Below are 12778 nucleotides of genomic sequence, written 5' to 3' on the forward strand. Positions count from 1 at the left end.
CAGCATAGGACCTGGGGTCGCCAGGATCGCCATGTCCGACTTCTCGCAGTTCTTGCAACTTCCGCGGGCACCGCCAATCAGTCTTCGGGTTCGGCTATTGAACGCCGTTTGCCACGGGTGCGGCAATTCGACTTATGGTCAAGGTGTCGTGCGTGCGTTATGGAACGGCTCAGATACTCATCCGGGATGAGCGCATTTGCCGCCTGTTCAGGGCTGTTCGGGACACATCTGCCGCTTTTGCACATGCCAGACTGTTCATTTGCTCGCCACACTCTTGTGAAGTTGTGAAAACCGTTTTTTCACGCTCTTTTGGAGACGTGAACCTCAAAAGGGGACTGCGCGATGGCAACCCGCAGGTTCATGCAGTGTGAAGGGCCGGAAAAGCAGGCACGACAGCCGATGCAAGACCTGAGTGGAAGGCTCTCTGTGGGCGAAGCGGTGAAGTTGCCGGGGTCAATCGGCGATGCGGGGCCCGATCAGGAGACGTCCTTATAATCGGGGGGAGATTATAGCGAGGTCGCGCGCAGAAATGTCGCCATTCGTGGTTTTTATTGCAGCGTTTGTCAGGCCGCGAGGATGCGCTGGTGCCAGCGGCGGCTTGCGCGTGCGCAAACCCGGGCACTGGCGGGCAGCTCGCGGCCCAACCAGGCGAGCTGGATTTCCCCGATCCGGACCCAGCCGCTGCCGCTGGGGGGGTGGCTGCATCGCTTGAAGGCCAGGCATTTGCCATCGGCATCGAGGCGCGCATAGGCGTGGTGGCGCGGGCGTTGGAAGAGCAGGGTCCAGAGCGAGGCCATGGCAGCGGGTCCTGTGCGTTAGGGCTTGGCGCAAGGATAAGGGCGCGGCGATGAAACCATTGTGACAACCGGGCCAGGCCGATGACTGGTCGGTGTGTCGCTAGGTATACTGTGGGCCTTCGCCGTATTTTCTGGAGTAACGCGCATGTTGCAACGTCTGTTGTTCGGTTTGATCGCCGTGGCCAGCCTCAGTCTGGCCGGTTGTGCCCACAGCCCGCAACAACTCAGCCCGCAACCCACGCTCAAGGCCCAGCTCGCCCCGGTCGGCCATGGCCAGCCGGTGGTGGTCCGGGTCGTTGACGGTCGGGCGTCGCAGTCCCTGGGCACTCGCGGTGGCATGTACCCTGAAACCAGCACCATCAGCGTCAGCGGTAACGACATCGTGCCCAAGCTGCAGGCCCAGGCCGAAGCCGCCGTGCGTCTGCTCGGCTTCACCCCGACGCCCAACGCCTATAACGCGCCGCAGTTGACCGTGACCCTGGCCGAATTGAAGTACCAGTCGCCGAAAGACAACCTGTACGTCACCGAGGCGACCATCGGCGCTACCTTCCGTGCCGACGTTGCCAACGGCGGCCGTACCTACAGCGGCCGTTACGGCGCTTCGCTGGACCAGCGTTTCGGCATGGCGCCGAACCAGGAAACCAATAACCAGCTGGTGGGCGATGTGCTGAGCGATGCCCTGACCCGCCTGTTCAAGGACCCGAGCATCGGGCAGGTACTGGGGCAGTAAAACCTTTTCGTGGCATGAAGAAAACCCGCTGCCTGTATTCCTGGCAGCGGGTTTTTTGTTGGCGGTAGCGGCCTTTTGCGGGTGAAACCGCGAAGAGGTCGGCCCAGGCTCATGCAGCTCGTATCTGGAAATCCAGCACGCTGAGGCCGGTATGGGTATCGATATCCGGTAAATCCTCATGTACGTGCCCGCCCAGCGCGCAATACACCAGCCACTGGCGGTCCTGCACGTTGATGGCAAAACCATCGATCAGCGCCTGCTGTTCGTCGCTCTGGGCGACGAGGTAGAGGCGGTCCTGGTTTTCGGCGTGCAGCATGAACTAGCTCCGGATCATGGAAAGGCCGACAGGGTGGCCTGTTCAGATGACGAGCACATGACAGATGAAATTTAATGACACTTTGTCGCCCGGGCCGGGTATCAGGGCTTGACTTGGGTAGAATGCGGGCCTCGTCGCTCACACCGAGGTTGCGTGATGTCCTTGCAAGTGCTCTGGGGGTTCCTGGCCGCCCACCCGACCAAACTGATCAATCTGCTGGCGCTGCTGCTGACATGCCCGGGCGGGCTGCTGCTGCACGGTGCACGGCGGCGCGAGGCCGAGACCCGAGAGTACATGGCAATGGGCGAGGGGGTAGTGGACGCATTCGACCTGCGGGTGCCGCGCTACTTCTACATTCTCGGTTTTTCGTGCCTGGCGATGGCGTTGCTACTGTCCTGGTTCAGTACCTGGGTCTGAAAAAAAACGAGGCTGCGAAGCAGCCCCGATTCCATCAGGCAACCGGTGCCTGCTGCCTGACCTGATACTGGTTGCGCACTGGCGTCGCGTACTGCAACACCAGGTACGGCCGCTGCTCTTCAGGGCAGGCATCCAGGCGGCGTTGCCATTCCTCTCTGGCTCGGGCCAGCTCATCGGCCGGGAACATCTTCTCGGCGCTCGGTACCTGCAAGGACTCATCCTTGCCTTCCCACATCGCATAGGCCAGGTAGTGCACCGGGAACAACCGGTAGCCGCCGAGGATCTGCCGGTCGATTTCCGCTGCCAGTTGCTTGGTATCCTCGTAGTATTCGGTCACCGGAGGGGCAAAGTTGATATGCACTCTGCCCTTGTAGCCGGTAATGCCCTTGGCGATGCTGTTGTCATCCTCACCCGGCGCCTTCTTGTAGGTGCCGGTGGTGGCGCGGATGTATAGCTCGCGGGCCTTGGCCTGGTCGCACGGGTCGTATTCGTAGCTGATCGACACCGGCGTCAGGTTCAGGCTCTGGATCACCGCGCCGAACGGTTCGTCCTTGCGGCTCATGTGGAACATCTTGAGAATCGCCGAGTCGGTGCGGTCGTCACCGTCCTTGGCGCGGCCTTCGGCCTGGGCGATCCAGATCGATGTCACGTCGTTGCGGATCGAGTGGTTGATGTACGCCGAGAGCAACTGGTAGGCAGCCAGCTTCTCGCGTCGCCCACTGAGCGAACGGTGCACGATGAAGCTCTTGTTCAGGCGCATCATGTCGCTGACGAAGGGTTTCTGCAGCAGGTTGTCACCAATGGCGATGCGCGGCGTGGGCAGGCCGGCGTGGTAAACCGCGTAGTTGACGAAGGCCGGGTCCATGACGATGTCGCGGTGGTTGGCCAGGAACAGGTAGGCGGTACCGGCCTTGAGCTGTTCGACGCCAGAATAGGTGACGCCGTCGGTGGCGCGGTCGATGGTCTGGTCGACGTAGTATTCGACTTTGTCCTGCAACGTCGAGACACAGCTGACGCCGGCGAATTCCTTGCGCAGGCGGCGTGCGATCAACGGCTTGAGCAACCAGCCCAGGGCGCCGGCCGCACGCGGGAAGCGGAAGTGGGTGAGGATATCGAGGAATGCCGGGTCGCTGAGCAGGCGTGCCAGAACGGCAGGGACCTCAGCGTCGTCGTACGGTCGGATGGCATCGAATTCGCCCATCATGCTCTCTTGTTGGAAACGGCTAGGGTAATAAGGTAGGGACGGGCTCCGAAAAACGGCTCGGACGCACACAGGCCCTGTAAACAGACCGGCAATTATACGCATAAGTCACTGCGGAGGCCGCGATGCTGGAAACCGACTTCTATGATTGCCCGTATTGTGGCGAACGGGTGGAAACCACCGTCGATCTGTCGGCTGGCGACCAGGTCTATACCGAGGATTGCCAGGTGTGCTGCCAGCCTGTGGTGTTCATTCTGCAGGTGCATGGCGACGAATGGATGCTCGAAGTCCGCCGCGAGGATGACGCCTGATGCAGCGAATCTACGAACCGGAAAGCCTGCTCGAGGCGGAAATGCTGGCAGGCATGCTGGCCAGCGAAGGCGTTGAAGTACACGTGGTCGGCCGCGACCTGATCGGCGCCGCCGGCGAGCTGCCGCTGCAAGGCCTGCTGGGGCTGGCCGTGGCTGATGAGCACGCCGCATACGCACGACAGCTGATCGATGCGTACAATGACGCCCAGCCACTGGTTGGCGACGAACCGGAGAGTTTTCCCGGTACCTTGATCTGTTAGGTTCTGAATTCGCCCATGTGTGGACGTTACGCGCTGTTTCGCTGGCCCCAGGCGCTGGCCTGCCTGCCGGGCTTTCCTGCCGGGCAACCAGCCCAATGGAACATCTCGCCAGGGGCTTCGGTACTGATCCAGCGGCAGCTGGACGGCCAGTTGCAATTGGCCAAGGCGCGCTGGGGGCTGACCCCGGCCTGGCTCACCGACCTGTCTCGTACCCCGGCCCATGCCCGCGCCGAGACCCTGGCCGAACAGCCGATGTTTCGCGATGCGTTCCGCCAGCGGCGCTGCCTGATGCCGGCCAACGGTTTCTACGAATGGCGTGGCAGTGTGCGCAAGCGCCCGTACTGGTTGACCCCGGGGGAGGGCGCGTCGCTATACTTCGCCGCTGTCTGGGAGGCTTACCCCGTGCAGGACCAGGTGTGGCTGAGTTGTGCGGTGGTGACCCAGGCGGCCATGAACCAGCGGCGGCCGTTGATCCTGGATGAAGCAGGGCAGGCGGCCTGGCTTGACCCGGACACGCCACTGACGCGCCTGCACGAGCTGCTGGCCAGCCCGTCGGCACAGTTGCGTGAACGGGCGCTGGCCAACTTTGTCAATGACCCGAAGCTGGATGCACCGGAGTGCCTGACCCCGGCCTGAGGGCCGGTCCGGGCCCCGCGTTTTCGGCTTCAGTGTGAAATCTTCTCTACGGCTATGGCGGCCCACAGGCCAGTCAGCCTAGGATACGGCGCATGTAGGAAAGGGAGTGTTTTCATGCGTAAGTCTTTTGTCGTCAGCCTCTTGAGTGCTGGCATCCTGCTGGCCGGCTGCCAGGCGGTGAATACCACCAGCGGCGGTGCTGTCGGCGTCGAACGCCAGCAATACATGTTCAGCATGCTTTCGGCCGATGAAGTCAACAAGATGTACGCCCAGTCGTACCAGCAGACCCTTGGCGAGGCCTCCAGCAAAGGCGTGCTCGACAAGTCCAGCGCCGATGCCAAGCGTGTGCAGGCCATCGCCAACCGCCTGATCGCCCAGACCCCCAAGTTCCGCCCGGATGCCGCGCAGTGGGACTGGCAGGTCAACGTGATCAAGAGCGACGAGCTCAACGCCAACTGCGGCCCGGGCGGCAAGATCATCGTCTACACCGGGCTGATCGACCAGCTCCAGCTCACCGATGCGGAAATCGCCGCGGTGGTCGGCCACGAGATCGCCCACGCCTTGCGTGAACACAGCCGCGAAGCCATGTCCAAGGCGTACGGCGTGGAAATGGCCCGCCAGGGTGCCGGTGCCATCTTCGGCCTGGGCCAGAGCAGCATGGCCTTGGCCGACACTGTGGTGAACTATGCCATGACCCTGCCCAACAGCCGGGCCAACGAGAACGAGGCCGACCTGATTGGCCTGGAACTCTCGGCACGTGCCGGTTACGACCCGAACGCCGCGATCACCCTGTGGAACAAGATGACCAAGGCTTCCGAAGGTGCACCGCCTGAGTTCATGAGCACCCACCCGGCGTCGTCGAGCCGTATCGCTTCATTGCAGGCAGCGATTCCGAAGGTGATGCCGCTGTATCAGGCGGCCAAAAAGTAATGCTGTCGTGGGGCCGCTTCGCGGCCCTATCGCGACACAAGGCCGCTGCTTCTTCGCGATGGGCTGCGCAGCAGCCCCCGCTTGCGTGGTTATCCGACCCAGCCACTGGCCTTCATCGCTGAGTAGACGGCGACGATCGCCAGCACGAAGAACGCCGTCGCTGCCAGGCGACGAATCAGCGTCAGCGGCAGTTTGTCCGCTGCGAAGTTACCTGCCAGAACCACCGGCACGTTCGCAATCAGCATGCCCAGAGTGGTGCCGATGATGACCATGATCAGGTGTGGATACTGAGCCGCCAGCATCACCGTGGCGACCTGGGTCTTGTCACCGATTTCCGCCAGGAAGAAGGCGATCAGCGTCGTCAGGAACGGCCCGAAGCGGCGTGCCGGGCTCTCGTCGTCATCCATCTTGTCTGGCACCAGGGTCCACAACGCGGTGGCGGTAAAGCTGGCGGCCAGGATCCAGTGCAATGCCGAATCGCTGAAGAAGCTGCCGACCCATGCCCCCACGGCACCAGCCGCCGCATGGTTGGCCAGGGTCGCGGCGATGATGCCGGCGATGATCGGCCACGGCTTGCGGAAGCGGGCAGCGAGAATGAGCGCGAGCAGTTGCGTCTTGTCGCCAATTTCGGCGAGCGCAACGATTGCGGTGGGGACCAGCAGAGATTCCAGCATCAGGTTTCCTACGGGGGCGGGTCGACACGGCTATGACACGTACAGCCTCCCCGCCCCGGGTAAGGTGTGCGTGTCATAGGTCTTGTCAAACCCTCGATCCGTCTTTGCGGATCTCGCCATGCAGGCTGCATGGTGGGTCGCACGCGCCATGGTCTGTGGACCAAGTATGTTGACGCGTACCGGGCGAGCTGGGCGCTCGCGGGAGACTACTCCCCTAGGACGGTGCGGATTCTGCCTAGGCAAAACGCTTTCGGCAAGCGCTGTTTTTATCCGCGTGTTGCCTGGTAGATGCGGAAGCCATCGGCCTCGTCACGCACTTGGCAGTTGCCCAGCGCACCTTCGATCAGCGGCTGGTAACGCAGGAAGCTGTTGGCCACCAGGCGCATTTCGCCGCCTTTTCGCAGGTGGTTCGCCGATTTTTTCAGCAAGTTCTCCGATGCCTGATAATTCGTATGAACCCCCGTATGGAACGGCGGGTTGCTCAGAATCAGGCTCAGCTCGGTAGGGGCGGCGTCGATGCCGTCCCCGCTGATTACTTCACCTTCCAGGCCGTTGGCGGCCAAGGTCAGCCGGCTGGCGGCCACCGCGAAGGCATCCACGTCCAGCAGGCTTACCCGGCTCTGTGGATAACGGCGTTTGACCGTGGCGCCGAGCACCCCGGCACCGCAGCCAAAGTCCAGCACATGCCCGCCCGGCAGGCCGTCGAGGTGCTTGAGCAGCAGGGCGGTACCGCGATCGAGGCGGCCATGGCTGAACACGCCCGGCAGGCTGACCACCTGCAGCGGGCCGTCTTCCAGGGCAAGCTCGAAGCGTTCGGCCAGGCTTTCCAGGGGGGTTGCCTGAGGCGCCTGTGCGATGGTCACTTGCCAAAGCTGGCAATGGCGGGCGCTGTCGAGCTTGCGTGGCTTGCCGAAGGCCTGCAGCTGTTTGGCAGCACCTTCGATGCCACCGCGCTTCTCGCCGACCAGGTACAGTTCACAGCCGGCCAGGCGCGACGCCAGTGCATTGAGCAGGTAGCCAGCCAGCTCGCGCGACTTGGGCAGGAACAGCACGGCACTGCCGAAGGCCACGTCCGGGGGTTCGACCCCGTAGTGGCTGCGGCCGGCGTAACGGCTCTGCAGCATGCCCTGATCGCCCGCATGCCAGGTCCAGGCCTGGGCCTGGGGCAAGTGACCGAGCAGGTCGTCGGCGGGGGCGCCGGCGATCAGCAGCGGCCCCTGGAACAGCTCTGCCTGGCGGAGCAACACTTCACTGCGCGGGTCCATGGACGACGCCTCCTGAAAAAGTGGCGCAGTGTAGCAGAGCCGGGCGCCGCGCTCAGCTGACCACGCGGCGCGGCTGCCCGGCGAAGAAGGCCTGGGCGTTTTCGCTCAGCTGGCCGACGATGCGCTGGCGCGACTCCACCGCGCCCCAGGCACTGTGCGGGGTGATGACCAGACGCGGAATGCCGGGTTCAAGCAACGGGTTGCCATTGACCGGCGGTTCTACGCTCAGCACGTCGGTGGCGGCGCCACCCAGGTGGCCGCTGCGCAGGGCGTCGGCCAGCGCCTGCTCGTCGATCAGGCCCCCGCGAGCCGTGTTGACCACCAGTGCGCCGGGCTTGAGCAGCGCCAGTTCGCGCGCACCAAGCATGTGCCGGGTGTGCTCGTTCAGCGGGCAATGCAGAGTCAGGGCATCGACTTGCGGCAGCAGTTCGTCCAGCGGCAGCCGGTCGTGGCGTTCCGGGCGGCCGGGGATATGCCCGCTCAGCACGCGCATGCCAAAGGCTTCGGCCAGCCGCGCCACCGCGCCGCCCAGTTCGCCGTGGCCGAGCAGGCCCAAGGTCTTGCCTTCGAGTTCGACGATAGGGAAGTCCAGCAGGCAGAACTGGCTGGCCTTGGCCCACTGGCCGTCGGCTACCGCCTGGTTGTAGTCGCACAGGCGGGTGGCCAGGGCCAGCAGCAGGGCGAGGGTGTGCTGGGCCACGGACGGTGTGCCGTAGCCCTGGCAGTTGCACACGGTGATGCCTTGGGCACGGGCCGCCGCCAGGTCGACATTGTTGGTGCCGGTGGCGGCGACCAGGATCAGCTTCAGCTGCGGATTGGCGATCAGCGTCGCGGCGTCGAGCACGACCTTGTTGCTGATTACCGCCACCGCGCCCTGCAGGCGTTCGGTGACCTGGTCCGGGCGGGTTGCGGCGTAGAGCTCGAATTCGTCGAACTGCTGCTTCAAGGGCGAGAGGTCGAGATCGCCCAGGTCCAGGGACTGGTGATCGAGAAACACGGCGCGACGCGGGCTGGGCATGGGGCTCTCCGGTGCAGGGCAGGGGTAGTGGTGTTGTGGCCTTTCGCGGGTAACCCGCTCCCACAGGGTCACCACGCCTGCGGGTTGGAGTGAACCTGTGGGAGCGGGTTTACCCGCGAAAGGCCCTTTGCTCCAGTACAAATCTTGAAGCTGCTCGGCGCAGTGTCTAGCCCGCGGTTAGCGCCCGTCAACGCCCGGCACTCATACCTGTGCTGCGCAAATCATTCCTTCGGCTGATTTGGCCGTCACATTGACGGACTACAGTAAACGCCAGAGTTTTCCGGCCCGCCTTTTCCGAAAAGGGATACCCATGTTGCAGACCCGCATCATCAAGCCCGCCGAGGGCGCCTACGCCTACCCGCTGCTGATCAAACGCCTGCTGATGTCCGGCAGCCGCTATGAAAAGACCCGCGAGATCGTCTACCGCGACCAGTTGCGGCTGACTTATCCACAGCTCAACGAACGCATCGCGCGCCTGGCCAACGTGCTCACCGAAGCCGGCGTGAAGGCGGGTGACACCGTGGCCGTGATGGACTGGGACAGTCACCGCTACCTGGAATGCATGTTCGCCATCCCGATGATCGGTGCGGTGGTGCACACCATCAACGTGCGCCTGTCGCCAGAGCAGATCCTCTACACCATGAACCACGCCGAAGACCGCCTGGTGCTGGTCAACAGCGATTTCGTCGGCCTGTACCAGGCCATTGCCGGGCAGTTGACCACGGTCGACAAGACCTTGCTGCTGACCGATGGCGTGGACAAGACCGCCGAGTTGCCTGGCCTGGTTGGTGAGTATGAGCAGTTGCTGGCCGCCGCCAGCCCGCGCTACGACTTCCCCGATTTCGACGAAAACTCGGTGGCCACTACCTTCTACACCACAGGTACCACCGGCAACCCCAAGGGTGTCTACTTCACCCACCGGCAGCTGGTGCTGCATACCCTGGCCGAAGCGTCGGTGACCGGCAGCATTGACAGCGTGCGCCTGCTGGGCAGCAACGACGTGTACATGCCGATCACCCCGATGTTCCACGTGCATGCCTGGGGTATCCCCTACGCCGCGACCATGCTCGGCATGAAGCAGGTGTACCCCGGGCGCTACGAGCCGGAGATGCTGGTCAGGCTGTGGCGTGAGGAGAAAGTCACGTTTTCCCATTGCGTGCCGACCATCCTGCAGATGTTGCTCAACTGCCCGACCGCGCAGGGGCAGGACTTTGGCGGCTGGAAAATCATCATCGGCGGCAGCGCGCTCAACCGTTCGCTGTATCAGGCCGCCCTGGCACGCGGCATCCAGCTGACCGCGGCGTATGGCATGTCGGAGACCTGTCCGCTGATCTCTGCCGCGCACCTGAACGACGAGCTGCAGGCCGGCAGCGAGGATGAGCGCGTCACCTACCGCATCAAGGCTGGCGTGCCGGTACCGCTGGTCGAGGCGGCGATTGTCGATGGCAATGGCAACTTCCTGCCGGCCGATGGCGAAACCCAGGGCGAGCTGGTGCTGCGTGCGCCGTGGCTGACCCAGGGCTATTTCAAGGAGCCGGAGAAGAGCGAGGAGCTGTGGCAGGGGGGCTGGCTGCACACCGGTGACGTCGCCACGCTGGACGGCATGGGCTACATCGACATCCGCGACCGCATCAAGGATGTGATCAAGACTGGCGGCGAGTGGATATCTTCACTCGACCTCGAAGACCTGGTCAGCCGCCACCCGGCGGTGCGCGAAGTGGCGGTGGTCGGGGTGGCCGACCCGCAGTGGGGCGAGCGGCCGTTTGCCCTGCTGGTGGTGCGGGAAGGTCAGGTCATCGACGCCAGGACGCTCAAGGAGCACCTCAAGCCGTTCGTCGAGCAAGGGCATATCAACAAATGGGCGATTCCCAGCCAGATCGCCGTTGTTACTGAAATTCCCAAGACCAGTGTCGGCAAGCTCGACAAGAAACGTATCCGCCAGGACATCGTCCAGTGGCAGGCCAGCAACAGCGCGTTCCTTTCCACGCTGTAACCGCAACGCGGGCCGCGCTGCGCAGCACGCGGCCCGCATTCTAGAGCGGTCAGCACCTTGCCAAATGGCGGAAATACGCCATCCTTTAGCACTGCCAGCCCGCTACCGGTACCAGATTGCAGCGCGTTGGCAGCACGGAGCGCAAATCACACTTTAGAGGGATCAAGCGCCTGTGCCTTGCTGGCTATAGTCGGGGCCAGGGGATTTTCAGGAATGGGGGTTCGCGGCATGCGCAAGCCATGTCGTCGCGGGCGCAAGCCTGCATCCGGTCGCTCGGCCGTTCTTGAAAGGACTCACTGCCATAACAAAAAAAGTACATGGAGTAGCGTCGATGAAATCTGCAAACCTGTTCTGGCGCCGGGCCAAGTTGCCCCTGGCCGTCAGCCTTGCTTCCACGCTCGCAAGTCCTGCTTTCGCTGTCAGCTTCAACATTGGTGAAATCGAAGGCCAGTTCGACTCGTCGCTCTCCATCGGCGCCAGCTGGTCGACAGCCAATCCCAACAAGAACCTGATCGGGGTGAACAACGGCGGCAAGGGCCTGTCGCAGACATCGGACGATGGCCACCTGAACTTCAAGAAGGGCGAGACCTTCTCCAAGATCTTCAAGGGCATCCATGACCTGGAGCTCAAGTACGGCGACACCGGCGTATTCGTGCGTGGCAAGTACTGGTACGACTTCGAGCTGAAGGACGAAGGCCGCGAGTTCAAGGACATCAGCGACTCCAACCGCAAGGAAGGCGCCAAGTCGTCCGGCGCCGAGCTGCTTGACGCCTTCGTCTACCACAACTATTCGATCGGCGACCAGCCGGGCTCGGTACGCCTGGGCAAGCAGGTAGTCAGCTGGGGTGAAAGTACCTTCATCGGTGGCGGTATCAACTCGATCAACCCGATCGACGTGTCGGCGTTCCGCCGTCCAGGGGCCGAGATCAAGGAAGGCCTGATCCCGGTCAACATGTTCTACATTTCGCAGAGCCTGACCGACAACCTGTCGGCCGAGGCCTTCTACCAGATCGAATGGGACCAGACGGTCGTCGACAACTGCGGCACCTTCTTCTCCCAGCCGGACATCATTGCCGATGGCTGTACCGACAACCTGCGCGTGCTCAACAGCAGCCGCACGGTGCCGGGCGCGGCGCAGCAGTTCCTGGCCAGCCGGGGCGTGAACATCAACGAAGAGGGGGTGATGGTACGCCGTGGCGCTGACCGTGATGCCCGCGACAGCGGCCAGTTCGGCGTAGCGATGCGTTACATGTTCGAGCCGCTGGACACCGAATTCGGCGCTTATTTCATGAACTACCACAGCCGTGCGCCAATCTTCAGCGCCACAGGTGCACCGCCTTCGGTGTTTGCCGGGTTGAGCGCCTTGCCTGCACAACTGCGTGCGCTGGCACCACTGATCGTGGCCGGCAATTCCGAGTACTTCGTCGAGTATCCCGAAGATATTCGCCTTTATGGCTTGAGCTTCTCCACCACCTTGCCCACCGGGACCGCCTGGAGCGGCGAACTCAGCTACCGCCCCAACGCACCCGTGCAGCTCAATACGACGGATATCCTGTTCGCCGGGGTCCGCCCGATTGGCGGCGCCTTGAGCAATGCATCGTTGCTGAGCGGTACGCCAGGGCAGGACCTGCACGGCTACCGGCGCAAGGAAATAACCCAGTTCCAGACCACCCTGACGCACTTCTTCGACCAGGTGATGGGCGCCAGCCGCATGACGGTGGTCGGTGAGGTGGGTGTCACTCACGTCGGCGGCCTGGAGAGCGCGCACGATACCCGCTACGGTCGTGACCCGGTATTCGGCCCCGGCCCGCTGCCATCCACCGGTGGTGCCAATACTTGCCAGGCGCTCAATGCCAGTACCATCGCGGGCGCAGGCGCTGGAGCCTCTACCGCCAACCTGTCGCGCAACTGCGAGAACGATGGCTTTACCACCAGTACCTCCTGGGGCTACCGCGCTCGGGTCATCTGGGACTACAACGACGTTTTCGCCGGGGTCAACCTGAAACCCAGCGTGGCCTGGTCGCATGACGTTTCCGGCTACTCGCCGGGCCCTGGCGCCAACTTTGAGGAAGGCCGCAAGGCGGTCAGCCTGGGCCTCGACGCCGAGTACCAGAACACCTACACGGCAAGCCTGTCGTACACCAACTTCTTCGATGGCGAGTACACCACCGTGGATGATCGCGACTTCGTCGCGCTCAGCTTCGGCGTGAACTTCTAAGCACACAGATCC

General features: G+C 63.2%; 14 protein-coding genes and 1 riboswitch. Of the genes, 8 read left to right on the forward strand and 6 right to left on the reverse strand.

Features of this window, described 5'->3' with window-relative positions:
* Nucleotides 1–563 precede the first annotated feature (563 nt).
* Nucleotides 564–797: a hypothetical protein gene (locus tag QSV36_RS19830; protein ID WP_289133844.1), complete on the reverse strand. Its 234-nt coding sequence runs from the start codon at nt 795–797 to the stop codon at nt 564–566.
* Nucleotides 798–942: 145 nt separating this feature from the next.
* Here QSV36_RS19830 and QSV36_RS19835 point away from each other — a divergent pair, with 145 nt between their 5' ends.
* On the forward strand, nt 943–1527 hold the full coding sequence (locus QSV36_RS19835) for a YajG family lipoprotein (RefSeq protein ID WP_289133845.1): 585 nt from the start codon (nt 943–945) through the stop codon (nt 1525–1527).
* A gap of 109 nt (nt 1528–1636) precedes the next feature.
* On the opposite strand, the gene QSV36_RS19840 is transcribed toward QSV36_RS19835, so the two are convergent.
* A complete protein-coding gene (locus QSV36_RS19840) occupies nt 1637–1843 on the reverse strand; it encodes a hypothetical protein (protein ID WP_289133846.1) in 207 nt (68 codons plus the stop codon).
* A gap of 156 nt (nt 1844–1999) precedes the next feature.
* On the opposite strand from QSV36_RS19840, the gene QSV36_RS19845 reads away from it, so the two are divergent.
* Nucleotides 2000–2260, forward strand: coding sequence for a hypothetical protein (locus tag QSV36_RS19845; RefSeq protein ID WP_289133847.1), 261 nt, complete (start codon nt 2000–2002; stop codon nt 2258–2260).
* Between the two features lie 34 nt (nt 2261–2294).
* Here QSV36_RS19845 and QSV36_RS19850 read toward each other — a convergent pair whose 3' ends face one another.
* Nucleotides 2295–3464 carry a 1-acyl-sn-glycerol-3-phosphate acyltransferase gene (locus QSV36_RS19850; protein ID WP_289133848.1) on the reverse strand — a complete coding sequence of 390 codons (1170 nt, stop codon included), beginning with the start codon at nt 3462–3464 and terminating at the stop codon, nt 2295–2297.
* A gap of 122 nt (nt 3465–3586) precedes the next feature.
* Here QSV36_RS19850 and QSV36_RS19855 point away from each other — a divergent pair, with 122 nt between their 5' ends.
* The 4 genes from QSV36_RS19855 to QSV36_RS19870 all read left to right on the forward strand — a co-directional run bounded on the left by QSV36_RS19855 (nt 3587) and on the right by QSV36_RS19870 (nt 5598).
* The gene (locus QSV36_RS19855) at nt 3587–3772 is read left to right on the forward strand and encodes a CPXCG motif-containing cysteine-rich protein (protein ID WP_176516808.1); all 186 of its coding nucleotides are present in this window, start codon (nt 3587–3589) and stop codon (nt 3770–3772) included.
* Complete coding sequence (locus tag QSV36_RS19860; RefSeq protein WP_289133849.1) at nt 3772–4032, forward strand: putative signal transducing protein; 261 nt, start codon at nt 3772–3774, stop codon at nt 4030–4032. Before QSV36_RS19855 ends, QSV36_RS19860 begins: the two co-directional genes overlap by 1 nt.
* A gap of 15 nt (nt 4033–4047) precedes the next feature.
* Nucleotides 4048–4668, forward strand: a complete 621-nt coding sequence (locus QSV36_RS19865) for an SOS response-associated peptidase (protein ID WP_225780424.1) — start codon at nt 4048–4050, stop codon at nt 4666–4668.
* A gap of 114 nt (nt 4669–4782) precedes the next feature.
* Nucleotides 4783–5598, forward strand: coding sequence for a M48 family metallopeptidase (locus tag QSV36_RS19870; protein WP_225780425.1), 816 nt, complete (start codon nt 4783–4785; stop codon nt 5596–5598).
* 89 nt (nt 5599–5687) lie between these two features.
* Here the strand turns inward: QSV36_RS19870 and QSV36_RS19875 are convergent, their stop codons facing one another.
* From QSV36_RS19875 to QSV36_RS19885, 3 genes are all read right to left on the reverse strand, one after another.
* On the reverse strand, nt 5688–6272 hold the full coding sequence (locus QSV36_RS19875) for a TMEM165/GDT1 family protein (protein WP_087503373.1): 585 nt from the start codon (nt 6270–6272) through the stop codon (nt 5688–5690).
* Nucleotides 6273–6359: 87 nt separating this feature from the next.
* Nucleotides 6360–6499, reverse strand: a riboswitch (yybP-ykoY riboswitch).
* 39 nt (nt 6500–6538) lie between these two features.
* Complete coding sequence (locus QSV36_RS19880; protein WP_289133850.1) at nt 6539–7537, reverse strand: methyltransferase; 999 nt, start codon at nt 7535–7537, stop codon at nt 6539–6541.
* Between the two features lie 52 nt (nt 7538–7589).
* Nucleotides 7590–8555 carry a 2-hydroxyacid dehydrogenase gene (locus QSV36_RS19885; protein ID WP_289133851.1) on the reverse strand — a complete coding sequence of 322 codons (966 nt, stop codon included), beginning with the start codon at nt 8553–8555 and terminating at the stop codon, nt 7590–7592.
* Between the two features lie 310 nt (nt 8556–8865).
* Here QSV36_RS19885 and QSV36_RS19890 point away from each other — a divergent pair, with 310 nt between their 5' ends.
* Together QSV36_RS19890 and QSV36_RS19895 are read left to right on the forward strand one after the other, a co-directional pair.
* Nucleotides 8866–10548: a fatty acid--CoA ligase gene (locus QSV36_RS19890; RefSeq protein WP_289133852.1), complete on the forward strand. Its 1683-nt coding sequence runs from the start codon at nt 8866–8868 to the stop codon at nt 10546–10548.
* Nucleotides 10549–10879: 331 nt separating this feature from the next.
* The gene (locus QSV36_RS19895; protein WP_225780430.1) at nt 10880–12766 is read left to right on the forward strand and encodes a DUF1302 domain-containing protein; all 1887 of its coding nucleotides are present in this window, start codon (nt 10880–10882) and stop codon (nt 12764–12766) included.
* The last annotated feature ends 12 nt before the right edge of the window (nt 12767–12778 follow it).

It is taken from the genome of Pseudomonas sp. BCRC 81390, assembly GCF_030341915.1.
Classification (GTDB): Bacteria; Pseudomonadota; Gammaproteobacteria; order Pseudomonadales; family Pseudomonadaceae; genus Aquipseudomonas.

Coding starts and splice junctions, on each gene's coding strand:
- QSV36_RS19830 (WP_289133844.1), bottom strand. CDS start 797: ATGGCCTCGCTCTGGACCCTGCTCTTCCAACGCCCGCGCCACCACGCC.
- QSV36_RS19835 (WP_289133845.1), top strand. CDS start 943: ATGTTGCAACGTCTGTTGTTCGGTTTGATCGCCGTGGCCAGCCTCAGT.
- QSV36_RS19840 (WP_289133846.1), bottom strand. CDS start 1,843: ATGCTGCACGCCGAAAACCAGGACCGCCTCTACCTCGTCGCCCAGAGC.
- QSV36_RS19845 (WP_289133847.1), top strand. CDS start 2,000: ATGTCCTTGCAAGTGCTCTGGGGGTTCCTGGCCGCCCACCCGACCAAA.
- QSV36_RS19850 (WP_289133848.1), bottom strand. CDS start 3,464: ATGATGGGCGAATTCGATGCCATCCGACCGTACGACGACGCTGAGGTC.
- QSV36_RS19855 (WP_176516808.1), top strand. CDS start 3,587: ATGCTGGAAACCGACTTCTATGATTGCCCGTATTGTGGCGAACGGGTG.
- QSV36_RS19860 (WP_289133849.1), top strand. CDS start 3,772: ATGCAGCGAATCTACGAACCGGAAAGCCTGCTCGAGGCGGAAATGCTG.
- QSV36_RS19865 (WP_225780424.1), top strand. CDS start 4,048: ATGTGTGGACGTTACGCGCTGTTTCGCTGGCCCCAGGCGCTGGCCTGC.
- QSV36_RS19870 (WP_225780425.1), top strand. CDS start 4,783: ATGCGTAAGTCTTTTGTCGTCAGCCTCTTGAGTGCTGGCATCCTGCTG.
- QSV36_RS19875 (WP_087503373.1), bottom strand. CDS start 6,272: ATGCTGGAATCTCTGCTGGTCCCCACCGCAATCGTTGCGCTCGCCGAA.
- QSV36_RS19880 (WP_289133850.1), bottom strand. CDS start 7,537: ATGGACCCGCGCAGTGAAGTGTTGCTCCGCCAGGCAGAGCTGTTCCAG.
- QSV36_RS19885 (WP_289133851.1), bottom strand. CDS start 8,555: ATGCCCAGCCCGCGTCGCGCCGTGTTTCTCGATCACCAGTCCCTGGAC.
- QSV36_RS19890 (WP_289133852.1), top strand. CDS start 8,866: ATGTTGCAGACCCGCATCATCAAGCCCGCCGAGGGCGCCTACGCCTAC.
- QSV36_RS19895 (WP_225780430.1), top strand. CDS start 10,880: ATGAAATCTGCAAACCTGTTCTGGCGCCGGGCCAAGTTGCCCCTGGCC.